The following is a 15,281-nucleotide window of genomic DNA, read 5'->3' as shown; positions in this document are numbered from 1 at the left end:
AAGGAGACGCCCGCCCCCGGCGAGCCGCTCCCCCAGGCCCGTCAGCGCGCGGAAGCGAAGCTGGCCGCCCTCATCGACGCCTTCCTGGCGCTGGCCCGCGAGCGTGGTCAGCCCGCCTGAGTCCTGAATCACCCTTCAACTCAACCCAACGGGTCGCGTCCCCTGTCGCGGCCCTTCGCAGAAAGGAACCGCGTGAAGCGCTTCATTCCTGGTTTCCTCCTGGCCGTGCTCCTGGCCGTCCCCGGCACCGCGATGGCTCGCGGGCAGGGCTGGTCCCTGCTGGCGGCGGAAACCGTCGGCTCGGGCCGCAACATGTTCAGCGCGCAGATCGGCTTCCCGGGCCTGACGCTGGGCCTGCTGCACGGCGGCTCCGACAACGTGGATATTGGCGGCAAGTTCAGCTTCAACTGGGGCCGTGAGGGCCTGGTGGACGCGTCCGACGCGGGCATCAAGCTCCAGGGTTGGCTGCGCGTGATGATTGCCCAGACGGACAAGGTGGCTTTCGCCATCACCTTCCAGCCGGGGCCGTTCATCTACTTCCCCCGGGGCAACACGCTCTTCGGCATGGCGCTGCCGGTGGCGTTCGTGGTGGGCATCCCCGTGGGCAGCGCGCTGATGATCAACGCCGGCATCGACGTGCCGTTCAACGTCTACATCGGCGAGGGCATCGGGCCGGTCATCCCCATCCTCTTCGGAGGCGGCCTGGAGTACTTCGTCAGCAACAACCTCAACGTGAACTTCAACCTGCGGCTGGGGCCCTCCATCGTCCCGCGCTTCGACGACAGCTACTTCACGATGGAAGCGCTGGCGGGCGTGGCCTACCGCTTCTAGACAGGCGTCACGCGGGCGGGGGAGGTGCTTCCCCGCCCGTGTGGTGGCTTTCCGCGGCTACCAGGACGACGTCTGCTCGGGCAGCTCCACCGTGAAGGTGCTGCCCAGGTTGACGCGGCTCTTCACGGTCAGCTTGCCGCCCATGCTCTCCACCAGGGTGCGCGCCACCGTGAGGCCCAGGCCCACGCTCTTCTCCGGGGCCTTGGTCGTGTAGTACGGCGAGAAGATGGCCTGCAGCTCGTCCTCGAAGATGCCGATGCCGGTGTCCTTCACGAAGAGCTGCGGACCGAAGTCACCGAACATGTCCGGCATCTCCACGCCCACGTGCACCACGCGCGGCCGGTCCTTCACGTCCTCCACGGCGTCCACCGCGTTGCAGACGAGCTCCGTCACCACCTGCTCCAGCTGACGGCGGTTGAACACCACGGCGATGGGGTCCTCCGGCAGCACCGCGCGCACGTCCGCGCGGCCCAGGCGGCCGGAAGCGCGCAGGCGGGACACCACCTCCGGCACCACCTCCCGCAGGTCGAAGCGCTGGATGTCCTTGGGGCAGCTGGGACCCAGCGACAGCAGGTGCTGGCCGTGCAGGCGCATCTGCTCGCCGGCCACGCCCAGCTTGAGCAGCTCCGCCGAGTCCGGCGGCAGCCCCAGGCCCGCGCGGGCGCGCACGTGCTCCAGCGCCCGCTGGAGGCCCACGCCCAGCTGGTCCATCTGCGTCGCCAGGTCCGCGGCGAGCGTGCCCACGCGCGCCAGGCGCTCCATGCGCACCCAGCGGGTGCGCGGGTCCTGCAGCACTTCCCGGACGCCGCCCTGCTCGCGGTGCGCCTTGAGCTCCAGCAGGGTGTGGACGCGCACCTTCAGCTCCAGCGGGTCCAGGGGTTCGGTCGTCAGCAAGTCGTCCACACCTGCCTCCATCACCTCGCGGCGCGTCTGGCGGTCCGCGGAAGGCGTGAGCATGAGGATGGGGAACTGCGGCGGGGCCAGCTCCTCGCGAAGGCGCCGGTACGCGGCCAGGCCCACCGTGCGGGCGCGGTCCACGTCCAGCAGCACCAGGTCCGCGGAGTGGCGGGACACCGCCTCCAGCGCGGCCGTCGTCCCGCTCGCGGGCAGCACGTCATAGCCGGCCGGCGTGAGGATGGAGCGCACCCGCTCCACCCCGCCGGACTCCATGTCGATCGCGATCACGCGAGGGCGCTGGGGTGACGTCGAGCCTGTTGCCGTCGTCTGCATGTTCATGCCACCCCAGCCTGGAAACCGGATCCGCCAACGCCCGGAGGCGGTGTCTCGAACCCGGGGGACCGCGTCCCAGAACCGAACAGGGCCACCTGCTGCGCCTGCTCGCTGTCCGGTACGCAATCCGACACGAGCGCACTCCCTTGCCAGCGCCGTGCCGGACGTCCACCCAACGGCAGATCAGCCCACACTGGAAACGCAGAAAAACACGCTCCAGTAAGGTCAGGGGGTTGGCGGATCGCCCGGGAATGACCAGACGCATCAGGACAGGTGACCGCTTCAGCTTTGACGGGTCGGACCTGACCAAAAGTGGATTCAGACCCGGGTCCCAAAATACCCGGACCCTCTCAAAATGGTCAGCGGGATTCCTGCTCGTAGGGGGTGCCCAGGGCGGCGGGGGCGTGGCCGCGCTGGCCCTGGAGCGCGAGGACGAGGAGGGTCAACAGGTAGGGCAGGGCGAGCAGGAAGCCCTGGGGAACCAGGTCGAGGAGCCAGGGAGCGCTCGAGGCCAGGCCGATTCTCAGCGCGTTGCCGAAGGCGAAGAAGAGCGCCGCGGCGAAGGCCCCCAGCGGCGTCCAGCGGCCGAACACCATCGCGGCCAGGGCCATGAAGCCCAGGCCCGCGGGGGTGTGCTGTTCGAAGCGGTCCAGGACGGCGGTGGACAGCACCGCGCCGCCCAGGCCCGCCATCAGCCCGCCGCCCAGCACCGCGCCCCAGCGCAAGGCGGGCACGGACAGGCCCAGCGTGGCCACCGCGTGCGGCTTGTCACCCACGGCGCGCAGGCGCAGGCCCAGCGGCGTGCGCGACAGGAGCAGGTGGAAGAGGAAGGGCAGGGTGAGCGCCAGGTACGTGGGCGCCGCGTGGCCGGACAGCGCGCCCAGCAGCGGCACGTGGGACAGGCCCGGGAGGTTCCAGCGGGACAGCTGGGTAATGGCGGGCGTGCCGTTGGGGCCGTAGAGCGACTCCAGGAGGAAGGTGCCTCCCGCCATGGCCACCAGGTTGAGGGCCATGCCGGAGACGACCTGATCCGACCGCCAGCGGATGCTCAGGAAGCCGTGCACCGCGGCGATGCCCGCGCCCGCGGCCATGCCCACGAGCACCGCGAGCGGCGTGGGCATCACGAGCGCCGCGACGGCCGCGCAGAAGGCGCCGGTGCGCATCATGCCCTCCACGCCCACGCTCACCACGCCGGCGCGCTCGGAGAGCATGGCGCCCAGCGCGGCGAACACCAGGGCGGGGGCCGCGTCCAGGGTGGAGAAGAGGAGCGAGTGGAGCACCTCAAACACGGGGCACCTCCACCTGAGCCTGAGACGTGGCCGGAGGCTGGGCCTGGGCGCGCTTCTGGCGCCGCTCCAGCAGGGCGAGCCACACCATGCGGCCGGCGACGAAGAGCAGCGCGAAGCCCTGGATGAGCTCCGGGAAGCTCTTGTGCACGCCGAGCAGCTGCATGCGCGTGCCACCCGCGCGCAGGACGCCGAAGACGGCCGCGGCCAGCGCCGCGCCCAGCGGGTGGTTGTTGCCGATGAGCGCGATGGCGATGCCGTCGAAGCCGTAGGGCGCGCCCAGCGAGCCCGGGTAGCGGCCCTCCGTGCCCAGCACCAGCACCGCGCCGGCCAGGCCTGCCAGCGCCCCCGCGAGCGCCATGGCCCCGCCCGCGCGCCGCAGCGTGGGGATGCCCGCGGCCCGGGCCGCTTCCGGGGTGAGGCCCACGGCGCGCGTCTCGTAGCCGGAGCGCGTGCGGGACAGCCACACCCAGACGCCCAGCGCGGCGGCGAGCGCCAGCGGGAAGCCCAGGTTCAGGCGCGAGCTTTCACCCAACAGCCGGGGCAGCTGCGCGGAGGGGAGGATCTCGGCGGTGCCGGTGATGGACGACGCGCCCTCGGCCACGGCGCGCAGCGGGCCGATGACGAGCCAGTTGTCCACGAGGCTCACCGCCACCCAGTTGAGCATGATGGTGGAGATGACCTCGTGCACGCCGCGCTTGAGCTTCAGCACGCCGGCGATGCTCGCCCACGCCGCGCCCGCGACCGCCGCGGCGACGAGGGCCAGCGGGACGTGGAGCACGCCGGGCAGCGACACGTGCGCGCCCACGAGCGCCGCGGCCAGCGCGCCCCAGATCATCTGTCCCTGCGCGCCGATGTTGAACAGGCCCACCTTGAAGGCCACCGCGACGGACAGTCCGGTGAGGGTGAGCAGCGCGGCCTTCATCGCGGCCTCGCCCAGGGGGCGCAGCACGGCGGTGCCGCTGCCACCGTCCAGGAACGCGGGCCAGTTGCCCACGCCGCCCCAGAGCATCTGGAGGTAGGCGCGCGTGGCGGTGTCCGCGTCGCGCGTGAGGGCGATGGTCAGCCAGCACACCGCGAGCGCCAGCAGCACGGAGAGCACCGACGGCAGCACCTGCCGCGTCCGCTCACCCATGGCTTCCCTCCGCGCCCAGCATGCGGCGGCCCAGCTCGCGCTCGTCCAGGTGCTCGCGCGCGAAGTGCCCCGTCACGCGGCCTTCGTAGAGGACGTAGACGCGGTCGGACAGGGCCAGCACTTCCTCCAGGTCCAGCGACACCATCACCACTCCCGCACCCCGGGCCTTCGCCTCGCGAAGCCGCGCATGCACCTGCGCCACCGCGCCGATGTCCAGCCCGCGCGTGGGCTGGACGACGACGAGCAGCTTCGGATCCGCGTCCAGCTCGCGCGCCACCACGACCTTCTGCTGGTTGCCGCCGGACAGCGCCTGGAGCGCCACCGTCGGGTCGGGCGGGCGCACGTCGTAGGTGGCCAGCAGCTGGTCCGTGCGCTCGCGGCGGCCCTTGAAGTCCACCCAGGGCCCGCGCGCGAACGGCGGCTGGCGGTGCCGGCCCAGGGCCACGTTCTCCTCCACCGTCATCGCCTTCACCACGGCGCGAGCCAGGCGGTCCTCGGGAACGTGGCCCACGCCGCGCGCCTTCGCCAGCGCCGGGGTAAGCCCCGCGAGGGGACCGCCCAGCAGCGTTCCTTCGCCGCCCTCCAGCTTGCGCAGGCCCGTGAGCACCTCGGCCAGCTCGCGCTGCCCGTTGCCGTCGACCCCGGCGATGCCGACGATTTCGCCCGCGCGCACGGTGAGGCTCACGCCCTGGAGCGCGGGACGGCCGTTCTCGCCCGTGGCCCGCAGGTCCTTGGCTTCGAGCACGACCGGGCCCGTCGCCGCTTCCTGCGAGGCGCCGATGCTGGAGGGAGCGGGCGGCCGCGTCTCCATCGCGCCGGTGGTGCCGGTGCCCGACAGGCCGGTGCTCGCGACAGCCCCCGCCGTCACGGGCACGCCGGTCATCGCGGCGCCCCGGGAGCCCTCGCCCACCATCAACGCGGCCAGCTCGGAGACGGTGGTCTCGCTGGGGCGCACCTCCGCGACGGTGCGGCCCCGGCGCATCACCGCCACGCGGTCCGCCACGCCCAGCACCTCCTTGAGCTTGTGGCTGATCAACACCACCGTGCGGCCCTGCGCCACCAGCCCGCGCATCACCTGCGACAGCTCGTCCGACTCCTGCGGGGTGAGCACGGCGGTGGGCTCGTCCAGGATGAGCACCTGCGCGCCCCGGTGCAGCGCCTTGACGATCTCCACCTTCTGCTGCGACCCCACCGTGAGCGTGTCCACGCGGGCCCGTGGATCCAGCTGGAAGCCGAAGCGCTTCGCCGTGGCGGCCACCTCGTCACAGGCGCGGTCCAGGTCCAGCAGGCCGCGCTTCGTGGGCTCGCGGCCCAGCACCACGTTCTCCGCCACGGTCAGCGTGGGCACCAACATGAAGTGCTGGTGCACCATGCCGATGCCCTTCGCGATGGCGTCGCGCGGGCTCTTGAAGCGCACCGGCTTGCCGTCCATCTGGAACGTGCCCGCGTCCGGGTGGTAGAGCCCGTAGAGCACGTTCATCAGGCTGGACTTGCCCGCGCCGTTCTCGCCCACCACGGCGAGCAGCTCCCCGGTGCGGATGTCCAGCGACGCGTCCTCCAGGGACACGCACGACCCGAAGCGCTTCGCGATGTGCTGGAGGGAGATCAGGGCTGCGCGACCTTGAAGGAGGCCAGCTCCGCCTGCGTGCCCGGCACGGAAATCTTCCCGGCGAGGATCTGCTGCCGCAGCGCCTCCACCTTCTGGAGCGCCTCCGCCTTGCCCGGGAACTCCACGCGCACGTCCGCCATGCCCACGCCGTTCTCCTTGAGGCCCAGCACCTGCTCACCCGCCGTCAGCTTGCCGTCCACCAGGTCCTTCGCCGCCTGGTACACGGCCAGGTCGCTGTGCTTCACCATGGACGTGAGGATGGCGTCCGGCGCCAGGTGCGACTGATCCGAGTCCACGCCGATGGCGAACACCGTCTTGCCCGCTGCTCGCGCCTCCTTCACCGCCTGGATGACGCCCAGGCCGTCCGTGCCCGCCGCGTGGAAGATGACGTCCGCGCCCTTGGCGATGAGGTCCTGCGCCACTTCCTTGCCCGCGGACACGCTGTTGAAGCTGCCCGTGTACACGGCCATCAGCGCGTCCGCCGCCTTCGGGTTCGTGGTGCGCACGCCCGCGCGGTATCCCACGTCGAAGCGCTTGATGAGGGGCACTTCGATGCCGCCCACGAAGCCCACCTTGTTCGTCTTCGTCACGAGCCCCGCCAGCGCGCCCACGAGGAAGCTGCCCTCCTGCTCCTTGAAGAGCACCGTGCGCACGTTGGGCAGCGACTTGGGCTTGCCCTGCGCGTCCAAGAGCTGGCTGTCGATGAGCAGGAACTTCGCGTCCGGGTTCTCCGTGGCCACGTCGCGCACCGCGTTGGCCAGCAGGTACCCGTTGCCGATGGTCAGCTTCGCGCCCTGCTCCACGAGCAGCTGGAGGTTGGGGGCGTAGTCCTCCTGCGCCTTGCTCTGGAGGACCAGCGGCTGGATGTTGAGGGGCTTCACTTGCGGTGCGAGCGCCGCGAGGTCGGAGGAGATGGACTCCTGCACCATGGCGGCGGGGGCGTGCACGTACCGGCCGCCCTCGTAGCGCTTGTGGGCGGCCCACAGCTCCAGGCCTCGCAGGGAGGCGTCGTTGAACGAGTGGTCACCCCGGCCGCCCACGTCGATGACGAGCCCCACGACGAGGGGCTTCGAGTCGTCGGGCTTCGTGCCGGGAACGGCCTGGGCGACTGCCTTCTTGGCGTCATCGGACTGCTTGGAACAGGCGCACAGGAGCGCGGCCAGGGCGAGCACGTGGAATCGGCGGAGCATCATGGCCCCGCTATCTACCAGATGCCGCCAGGGCTTTCCCTTCCTGCGAGGGGGTGCATGGAGTGGGGACTTCCTGCTATGGCCTGCCCCCGTGCAACCCTACGAGCTCATCAAGGCCAAGCGCGACGGCGGCAAGCTGGACCCGTCGGACATCCAGGCGTTCATCCAGGCGTACACCGCCGGCACCGTGGCCGACTACCAGATGGCCGCCATGTGCATGGCCATCTTCTTCAAGGGGCTGGACTCGCGGGAGCTGGGGGCGTGGGCCCGCGCCATGCTCCACTCAGGTGAGGTCCTGGACCTCTCCGATACGCCGGCCATCAAGGTGGACAAGCACTCCACCGGCGGCGTGGGCGACAAGGTCTCCCTGAGCCTCGCGCCCCTGGCGGCGGCCTGCGGCGTGCCCGTGCCCATGATTTCCGGCCGCGGCCTGGGCCACACCGGCGGCACCCTGGACAAGCTGGAGTCCATCCCCGGCTTCAACGTGAACCTGTCCACCGCGGACTACCGCCGGCTGGTGCGCGAGGTGGGGTGCTGCCTCATCGGCCAGACGGCCCAGGTGGCCCCCGCGGACAAGAAGCTCTACGCGCTGCGGGATGTGACGGCGACGGTGGACTGCATCCCGCTCATCGCGTCGTCCATCATGAGCAAGAAGCTGGCGGAGGGCATCGACGCGCTGGTGCTCGACGTGAAGGTGGGCAGCGGCGCCTTCATGAAGACGGCGGACGACGCGCGCGTGCTGGCCCGCACCATGATTGGCCTGGGCGCGGAGATGAACCGCAAGGTCGTGGCCCTGCTCACGGACATGGATCAGCCCCTGGGCCGCCAGGTGGGCAACGCCCTGGAGGTCCGCGAGGCCGTGGACATGCTCCGGGGCGACGCGCCCGACGACTACACGGAAATCACCTACGCCCTGACGGCGGAGATGCTGGTGCTGGGCAGGAAGGCCGCCACCGTGGAGGAGGCGCGCGGGATGCTGCGCCGCTCCGTGGAGGACGGCAGCGCCATCCAGAAGCTCAAGGAGATCGTCCAGTCGCAGGGCGGCGACCCGCGCTCCATCGACGACTACTCGCTGCTGCCCACGGCGAAGGCCACGACGGACGTGGTGGCGCCGCGCGACGGCTTCGTCACCGGCATCCACACGGAAGGCGTGGGGCTGGCGGCGGTGGCCCTGGGCGCGGGGCGGCAGCGCGTGGACAGCAAGATCGACCCGGCCGTGGGCTTCACGCTGCTCAAGAAGCCAGGCGACGCGGTGAAGCAGGGCGAGCCCGTGGTGCAGGTGCACTACAACGACGCGAAGCCGGTGGAGGACGTGAAGGCGCGGCTGCTCGCGGCCTACCGGTTTGGCGACCGGGCGCCCGCTGCCCGCCCGCTCGTGCTGGAGCGGCTGGAGTAGTTAGGCAATCCCCATGGCCCCCACGTTCCGCGAGCTGCTGTCGGAAGTGAAGAAGGAGATCCGCGAGGTCTCCCATGAGCACGTCCGCCAGCTCCTGGACTCGGGCGCGAAGGTGAAGCTCGTCGACGTGCGCGAGGCCGACGAGTACGCCGGTGGCCGGCTCCCGGGCGCGGTGCACATCCCCCGGGGCTACCTGGAGCTGCGCATCGAGGAGAAGGCGGACCGCGACGAGGAGCTGGTCCTCTACTGCGCGGGCGGCACCCGGTCCGCGCTCGCGGCCCGCACGCTGCGGGACATGGGCTACGCGCGCGTGTCGTCGCTCGCGGGCGGCTACAACCGCTGGAGCGACGCGGCCTATCCGGTGGAGAAGCCCGTGGTGCTCTCCGCCGAGCAGAAGGAGCGCTACCGCCGCCACCTCATCCTCCCGGAGGTGGGGGAGGAGGGGCAGGCGAAGCTCCTGAAGTCGAAGGTGCTGTTGCTGGGCGCGGGCGGGCTGGGCTCTCCCGCGGCGCTGTACCTGGCCGCCGCGGGCGTGGGCACGCTGGGCGTGGTGGACGCGGACGTGGTGGACCTGAGCAACCTCCAGCGGCAGGTGCTGCACACCCTGGAGCGCCGGGGCCAGCCCAAGGTCCAGAGCGCGAAGGCCGCCATCGAGGCGCTCAACCCGGACGTGAAGGTGGTGCCCTTCCAGGAGCGGCTGACCACGGCCAACGTGGAGCGCATCCTCGCGGACTTCGACCTGGTGCTGGATGGCGGGGACAACTTCCCCACGCGCTACCTGCTCAACGACGCGTGCGTGCGGATGGGCAAGCCCAACATCCACGGCTCCGTGTTCCGCTTCGAGGGGCAGGTGACGACCTTCCTGCCCGGCCAGGGGCCCTGCTACCGGTGCCTCTACCCCGCGCCGCCCCCGCCGGAGCTGGCGCCGTCGTGCGCGGAGGCCGGGGTGCTGGGCGTGCTGCCCGGGCTCATCGGGATGCTCCAGGCGACGGAGGCCCTGAAGCTGCTGCTGGGGGTGGGGGAGTCCCTGGCGGGGCGGCTGCTCACCTTCGACGCGCTGGGCACGCGCTTCCAGGAGCTCAAGCTGCGCCGCGACCCGGAGTGCCCCGTGTGCGCGCCGGGGGCGAAGGTGGAGCTCATCGATTACGAGCAGTTCTGCGCCACGGGGGCCTGAAGGGCGCCGGTGGATGCATTTTCAGGGGCAACGGATTCAACCGGCCCGCGTATGATGCCCGCCAGCCTGGACCCGGGGCGGTGGTGGAACGCGACCCGGGTCGGATACGAGAGCGGCAGCGGCAGGGAGACGACGGCGATGTCCGAGCAGAACGAGAACCAGGACACCAGGACGGGAGAGGACCGGCGCGACTCGCCCCGCGTCCCCATGCGTCTGAAGGTCCGGCGGGAGGGGACGGAAGGCTTCCTGGACCGCGCGGGGGACCTGTCCCTGGGCGGCGTGGGATGGGTGGGCGAGGCGCTGGACCCGGGCCAGGCCGTGGAGGTGCGCTTCGCGCTGCCCCCGTCCCTGGAAGAGGTGCAGGTGCGCGGCGAGGTGCTGCCCCCCAAGGCCGGCATGTCCGGCCCGGTGGTGCGCGTGCGCTTCCTGGAGCTGCCGGTGGAGCTGGAGCTGGCCATCGCCCGGCACCTGGATGAGCAGAGCAAGGACGAACCCCGGGGCGCCCGCTAGGGCGTTGGCCGGATGGACGGGCGCCGGTGGACGGCGCCCGACGTGAAGGAGGGCGGCATGGCGGAGGAGATTCCCTGGGAGCGGCTGTTCGAGGAGGCCCTGCGGGTGCGCCAGCGCGCGCACGTGCCGTACTCGAAGTTCCCCGTGGGGGCCGCCGTGCTGTACGCGGACGGCTCCATCGTGGCCGGCTGCAACGTGGAGAACGCCACCTACGGCCTCACCGTCTGCGCGGAGCGCAACGCGTTCGTCGCGGGCGTGGCCCAGGGCCGTGAGAAGCCGGTGGCCGTGGCCGTCGTCGTGGACACCCCGGAGCCCTGTCCCCCGTGCGGCATGTGCCGCCAGGTGATGGCCGAGTTCGCCGGGCCGGACCTTCCGGTGCGAAGCCGCACCCTCAACGGGCAGGAGGCGCGCTACCCGCTCAGCGAGCTGCTGCCGCACGCCTTCACCCGTTCCTTCCTCTAGGACCTCCCTCAAGTGGACTTGCTTCTCACTGGCGCCACCGTCGTCACCATGAACCGCGACCGCGAGGTGCTGCCGCGCGCGGACGTGCTCGTGCAGGACGGGCGCATCGCCAAGGTGGGCCGGGGCCTGAAGGTGAAGGGCGCGCGCCGCGTCCTGGACCTCGCCGGGCAGGTGGTGATGCCCGGCCTCATCCACGGCCACCTGCACGCCTGCCAGACGCTGTTCCGCGGCCACGCGGACAAGCGCGAGCTCCTGGACTGGCTGAAGGAGCGCATCTGGCCCATGGAGGCGGCGCACGACGCGGCGTCCCTGCGCGCCAGCGCGGACCTCACCTTCGCGGAGCTCATCCGCTCCGGCTCCACGGCGGCGCTCGACATGGGCACCGTGCACCACTACGACGCCGTCTTCGAGTCCGCGCGCGACTGCGGCTACCGGCTGGTGGGTGGCAAGGCGATGATGGACTCCGGCGCGGAGGTGCCCCAGGGCCTGCGTGAGACGACGGCGGACTCGCTGTCGGAGAGCCTGGCGCTGATGGAGCGCTGGCACGGCACCCACGACAACCGCCTGCGCTACGCGTTCGCGCCGCGCTTCGCCCTGTCCTGCACGCCGGAGCTGCTGCGGGAGGTGGGCCGGCTGTCGCGGGAGAAGGGCGTGCGGATCCACTCGCACGCCAGCGAGAACCCGAAGGAGACGGAGGTGGTCCGCCAGGTGACGGGGCAGGACAACATCGCCTTCTTCCACGGGCTGGGGCTCACCGGGAACCACGTCACGCTGGCCCACTGCGTCTGGGTGGAGGGCACGGAGCAGCAGCTGCTGCGCGAGTCCGGCACCGTGGTGTGCCACTGCCCGGGCTCCAACCTGAAGCTCGCGTCGGGCTACGCGCGCATCCCGGAGCTGCTCCAGGACGGCATCCCCGTGGCGCTGGGGGCGGACGGCGCCCCGTGCAACAACACGTTGGATTTGTTCCACGAGATGCGGCTCGCGTCCGTGCTGCACAACCCGCGCGTGGGCCCGGTGGCGATGACGCCCATGCACGTCCTGGAGATGGCCACGCTGCACGGCGCGCGCGCCCTGGGCCTGGAGGACGAGGTGGGCTCCGTGGAAGTGGGCAAGCGCGCGGACCTCACGGTGGTGGACACGCGCGGCTTCCACTTCTGCCCGCTGCCGGAGGACGTGACGGGGCCGCTGGTGTACTCGGCGCGCTCCACGGACGTGTCGCACGTGCTCATCGACGGCAAGCTGGTGCTGCGCGAGGGCGAGTTGACCACGCTGGACGCGAACGCGGTGCTGGCCAACGCCCGCACGCAGGCCACGAAGCTCTTCGCCCGCGCGAAGCTGCAGGCCTCCTAGAAGCGCTGCTGGGCGGTCGTCGCGTCCGGGGCCGGCCGCGAGGCCGGCTGCGCGCGGGGCAGGCGCAGCACGAAGGACGTGGCCCAGCCCTCCGCGTCCTCCACCGCCAGCCGCCCGCCGTGCGCTTCCGCCGCCAGCCGGGAGAAGTACAGCCCCAGGCCGTAGCCCCGGCGGCCCTCCTTCTCGCGGCTGCCCTGCACGTACTTGTCGAAGAGGGACTCGCGCGCCTCCGGCGGGATGGCGATGCCGTCATTGCGCACCGCCAGCCACTGCAGGCCCTCCGCTTCGCCCGCCTCCAGGCGCACCCGCCCGCCGGACGGCGCGTAGCGGAGCGCGTTGGTGGCCAGGTTCTCCACCACGCGGATGAGCAGGCCCGCGTCGCCGACGAGCTGGAGGCCCGGCGGCGAGGACAGCTCCAGCTTGATCTTCCGCAGCCGGGCCGCGCCATCCAGCGAGCGGCGCACCTCATCCAGCAGCGGCGCCACCGGGAAGGGCTGCTTGCGCGGCGACAGCCGGCCCTGCTCCAGCCGGGGCACGTCCAGCAGGTCGCTGATCATCCGGTCCAGGCGCGCGGTGACGGCCAGGCCCGTGCGCACGGACTCCACCAGCGGCGTGCCGACGGGCAGCTCCTGCTCCATCCAGGACAGCGACAGCGTCACGGCGGACAGGGGCGAGCGCAGGTCGTGCACCAGGAACTGCATCAGCTGCTCCTGGTGGGCCTGGAGCGCCTCCAGCTGGGCGTTGCGCGCGTGGGCCTCCGACAGCATGCGCTCGATGGTGCGGTGGGCGTCCTCCACCTCGGTGGTGCGGCGGGCCTCCAGCTGCCGGGACACCTCCGCATGCGACAGGTCCATGGCCAGCTGCCGCAGCCGCCCGGTGCCGTAGTGGCTCACCGCCGCCACCAGCACCAGCGTCACCGCGGCCACGGTCATGGCCCCCGGGCCCACGCCCGCCTGGTGCATGAGGGCGGCCTGGGCCAGCGACGCCAGGCCCGCCGTGCCGTAGACGAGCCAGGGCATCAGCTCCAGGCCGGAGAGCGCGACCACCAGAGCGAACAGCCCCAGGCTGAAGCCCGCCACGCCCGCCGGGAAGGGCGACACGGGCAGGGCCAGCTGCTGGAGACCGAACACCAGCCCCACGTCCACCAGGGACTGCACGATGCCCAGCTGCTTCGTCAGCGGCTTGAAGCGCAGCGCGAACAGCAGCGCCACCACGCCGCCGTAGCAGAGCAGCAGGGGAGGGTAGTGCGCCCAGTCCCGGGCGCCCGTCAGCCACAGCCCCAGGCTGACGGCGAAGAACACGGCCGTGCCCACCAGCCGCACCGCCGCCCCGGCGCCCAGAACGCGCCGCCGCTGGGCGGCCACCACCCGCGCAAGCTCATTCTCGAAGGCGACGGGAGGAGTCGGGTCCATGCGACACTCTCGTTTTCCCCGCTTCCTCCCCGCCCGGCAAGTTCATGGCCGCATCGTCTTTCGCGACCCCGGGTGGACCCCTAAGGACAGGGAGTGGCGGATGGGGGCTGTCTGGAGGCCCCGGACCCGGGCGGGCTGGCGGGCGGCGGCTTTTCCGGGGGCAATCATCCGTCCGGGGCAGGCGTAGTCACGATGACACGCGCCTTGCGGCCGGATGCTTGTGGGCGTCGGAGTTCGTGTAAGGTGGCTGGGATTACGCACAGGCGGAGGTGAGAGCCGACATGTGGCAGCGATTCAAGAGAGCGATGCGGAGCTTCGCGGGCTTCTTCGTCTCCTCCATCGAGGATCCGGAGTTGATTCTCGAGCAGAACATCCGTGACCTGAACGATCAGGTCCCCAAGATGAACGAGTCCATCGCCATGGTCCGGGCGAATGTGACGCTGCTCGAGAAGGAGAACATGAAGTACCAGCAGGACGTGCGGGAGCTGACCGCCAAGGTCAAGGCCGCCATCCAGGCGGGCCGGGACGACCTGGCCGGCACCTACGCGACCAAGCTGCAGGGGGAGAAGGAAGCCCTCGCGCGCAACCAGCAGCAGCTGGACATCGCGAAGCAGGCCTATGAGAAGGCCCTGAACGTCAAGAAGGCGTTCATGCGCGAGAAGGACCGGAAGACGCAGGAGGCGATGAACGCCGTCCGGGACGCGCGGCGCGCCAAGTGGCAGGCGAAGGTCGCCGACACGATGGAGTCCTTCACCGTCGCGGGCGTGGACTCCACGCACGACGAGATGCTCCGCAAGGTCCAGGAGAAGACGGCCATCAACGAGGCGCGCATGCAGATGGCGCTGGAGTCGGTGGACCACCAGGCCGCGGCCATCGAGGAAGAGGCGGAGAAGATCCAGGGCGACGAGCTGGTCAAGCAGTTCAAGATGGAGATGGGCCTGCTGGACAGCCCCGCGCCGGTGTCGGACGTGGGCGCGGGTCCGGAAAAGACCATCGGCAAGAAGGTGGAGATCAAGTAGGTCTCCCCCCCATGAAAGGGGCCGGCGCACACGGATGAAGCTTCACCGCGGACCCGGCCTCTTTCTCTTCCTCGCGCTCTGTGTCCTGGGCGCGGGGTACGTCTTCGCCTCGCGGGCGGGCTACCTCGACCGCCTGCAGGCGCGTTTCTTTCCCTCCACCCGTGAGGCGGTGCGGCTGTCCCCGGGCGACTTCCCGGCGGGCGTCGCGGCCCCGGTGGCGGACGTGGCGTCGGTGCCGCTCAGGCCCGTGCTCATCGGCTTCACCCCGCGCGGCTCGGCCGCCGCGCTGCTCGTGGCCACCGGCGGCGCCACCACGCTGGACAACCCCGCCACGCCCGCGGGCGCGGCTCAGGGGCTGCTCAAGACGGCCTACGCGCTGGATGCCCGCGCGGTGCTCTTCGCGCGCGAGGAGGAGCTGAAGCAGGCCCTGTCCGTGGGCGCGGAGAACGGCGGCGTGGACATGGCGGCCCTGTCGGTGGACCGGCTCGCGTCGTGGGCGCCCACCCTGCGGGACGCGGCGCCGCGCACGGTGCTGCTCGTGGGGAGAAGCCGGGGCCAGGAGGCCATGGCGGCGGTGGGCGTGCCGGACCTGGCCAGCCTGCGGGGCAAGCGGGTGGGCGTGTATCCGGGCGGCTCGTCGCACTACTTCGCCCTGTGGGTGCTGGCGCGCGCGGGGC

At 71.6% G+C, this 15,281-nt stretch carries 14 protein-coding genes; 8 read left to right on the top strand and 6 right to left on the bottom strand.

The genetic code is table 11. The annotated features are described in order from the left end of the window. Positions 1–192: 192 nt before the first annotated feature. Complete coding sequence (locus D7W79_RS25845) at positions 193–831, top strand: hypothetical protein (RefSeq protein ID WP_171437196.1); 639 nt, start codon at positions 193–195, stop codon at positions 829–831. 57 nt (positions 832–888) lie between these two features. Here the strand turns inward: D7W79_RS25845 and D7W79_RS25840 are convergent, their stop codons facing one another. The 5 genes from D7W79_RS25840 to D7W79_RS25820 all read right to left on the bottom strand — a co-directional run bounded on the left by D7W79_RS25840 (position 889) and on the right by D7W79_RS25820 (position 7,281). Further along, positions 889–2,016 carry a sensor histidine kinase gene (locus D7W79_RS25840; protein ID WP_244221963.1) on the bottom strand — a complete coding sequence of 376 codons (1,128 nt, stop codon included), beginning with the start codon at positions 2,014–2,016 and terminating at the stop codon, positions 889–891. A gap of 404 nt (positions 2,017–2,420) precedes the next feature. Further along, positions 2,421–3,350: an ABC transporter permease gene (locus tag D7W79_RS25835; RefSeq protein ID WP_120528057.1), complete on the bottom strand. Its 930-nt coding sequence runs from the start codon at positions 3,348–3,350 to the stop codon at positions 2,421–2,423. Next, positions 3,343–4,482 carry an ABC transporter permease gene (locus D7W79_RS25830; RefSeq protein ID WP_120528056.1) on the bottom strand — a complete coding sequence of 380 codons (1,140 nt, stop codon included), beginning with the start codon at positions 4,480–4,482 and terminating at the stop codon, positions 3,343–3,345. The genes D7W79_RS25835 and D7W79_RS25830 overlap by 8 nt, the downstream gene beginning before the upstream one ends. Then, positions 4,475–6,049: an ABC transporter ATP-binding protein gene (locus tag D7W79_RS25825; protein ID WP_120528055.1), complete on the bottom strand. Its 1,575-nt coding sequence runs from the start codon at positions 6,047–6,049 to the stop codon at positions 4,475–4,477. Before D7W79_RS25825 ends, D7W79_RS25830 begins: the two co-directional genes overlap by 8 nt. 38 nt (positions 6,050–6,087) lie before the next feature. Continuing rightward, the gene (locus D7W79_RS25820) at positions 6,088–7,281 is read right to left on the bottom strand and encodes a BMP family lipoprotein (RefSeq protein ID WP_120528061.1); all 1,194 of its coding nucleotides are present in this window, start codon (positions 7,279–7,281) and stop codon (positions 6,088–6,090) included. 91 nt (positions 7,282–7,372) lie between these two features. Here D7W79_RS25820 and D7W79_RS25815 point away from each other — a divergent pair, with 91 nt between their 5' ends. From D7W79_RS25815 to D7W79_RS25795, 5 genes are read left to right on the top strand one after another with little or no spacing between them, the layout of a single operon-like run. Then, positions 7,373–8,677: a thymidine phosphorylase gene (locus D7W79_RS25815; RefSeq protein ID WP_120528054.1), complete on the top strand. Its 1,305-nt coding sequence runs from the start codon at positions 7,373–7,375 to the stop codon at positions 8,675–8,677. Between the two features lie 13 nt (positions 8,678–8,690). Beyond that, positions 8,691–9,851: a molybdopterin-synthase adenylyltransferase MoeB gene (gene moeB, locus D7W79_RS25810; RefSeq protein ID WP_120528053.1), complete on the top strand. Its 1,161-nt coding sequence runs from the start codon at positions 8,691–8,693 to the stop codon at positions 9,849–9,851. Between the two features lie 51 nt (positions 9,852–9,902). Continuing rightward, a complete protein-coding gene (locus D7W79_RS25805; protein ID WP_244221962.1) occupies positions 9,903–10,361 on the top strand; it encodes a PilZ domain-containing protein in 459 nt (152 codons plus the stop codon). A 57-nt stretch (positions 10,362–10,418) separates the two neighbouring features. After that, positions 10,419–10,823 carry a cytidine deaminase gene (locus tag D7W79_RS25800; protein ID WP_120528060.1) on the top strand — a complete coding sequence of 135 codons (405 nt, stop codon included), beginning with the start codon at positions 10,419–10,421 and terminating at the stop codon, positions 10,821–10,823. Between the two features lie 12 nt (positions 10,824–10,835). Beyond that, positions 10,836–12,173 (top strand): 5'-deoxyadenosine deaminase, encoded by a 1,338-nt coding sequence (locus D7W79_RS25795; RefSeq protein ID WP_120528051.1) that lies wholly within the window; start codon positions 10,836–10,838, stop codon positions 12,171–12,173. On the opposite strand, the gene D7W79_RS25790 is transcribed toward D7W79_RS25795, so the two are convergent. Further along, complete coding sequence (locus D7W79_RS25790) at positions 12,170–13,585, bottom strand: sensor histidine kinase (RefSeq protein ID WP_120528050.1); 1,416 nt, start codon at positions 13,583–13,585, stop codon at positions 12,170–12,172. The two genes, D7W79_RS25795 and D7W79_RS25790, sit on opposite strands and share 4 nt — an antisense overlap. 281 nt (positions 13,586–13,866) lie before the next feature. Between D7W79_RS25790 and D7W79_RS25785 the strand changes: the two genes are divergently transcribed. Together D7W79_RS25785 and D7W79_RS25780 are read left to right on the top strand one after the other, a co-directional pair. Continuing rightward, positions 13,867–14,604, top strand: coding sequence for a PspA/IM30 family protein (locus D7W79_RS25785; RefSeq protein ID WP_120528049.1), 738 nt, complete (start codon positions 13,867–13,869; stop codon positions 14,602–14,604). A gap of 34 nt (positions 14,605–14,638) precedes the next feature. Then, on the top strand, positions 14,639–15,281 hold a 643-nt coding region (locus tag D7W79_RS25780), incomplete at its 3' end, for a type 2 periplasmic-binding domain-containing protein (protein WP_500681245.1).

The sequence above is a fragment of the Corallococcus exercitus genome, assembly GCF_003611585.1.
Lineage (GTDB): Bacteria > Myxococcota > Myxococcia > Myxococcales > Myxococcaceae > Corallococcus > Corallococcus exercitus.
This window is presented reverse-complemented; position numbering and strand designations above follow the sequence as displayed.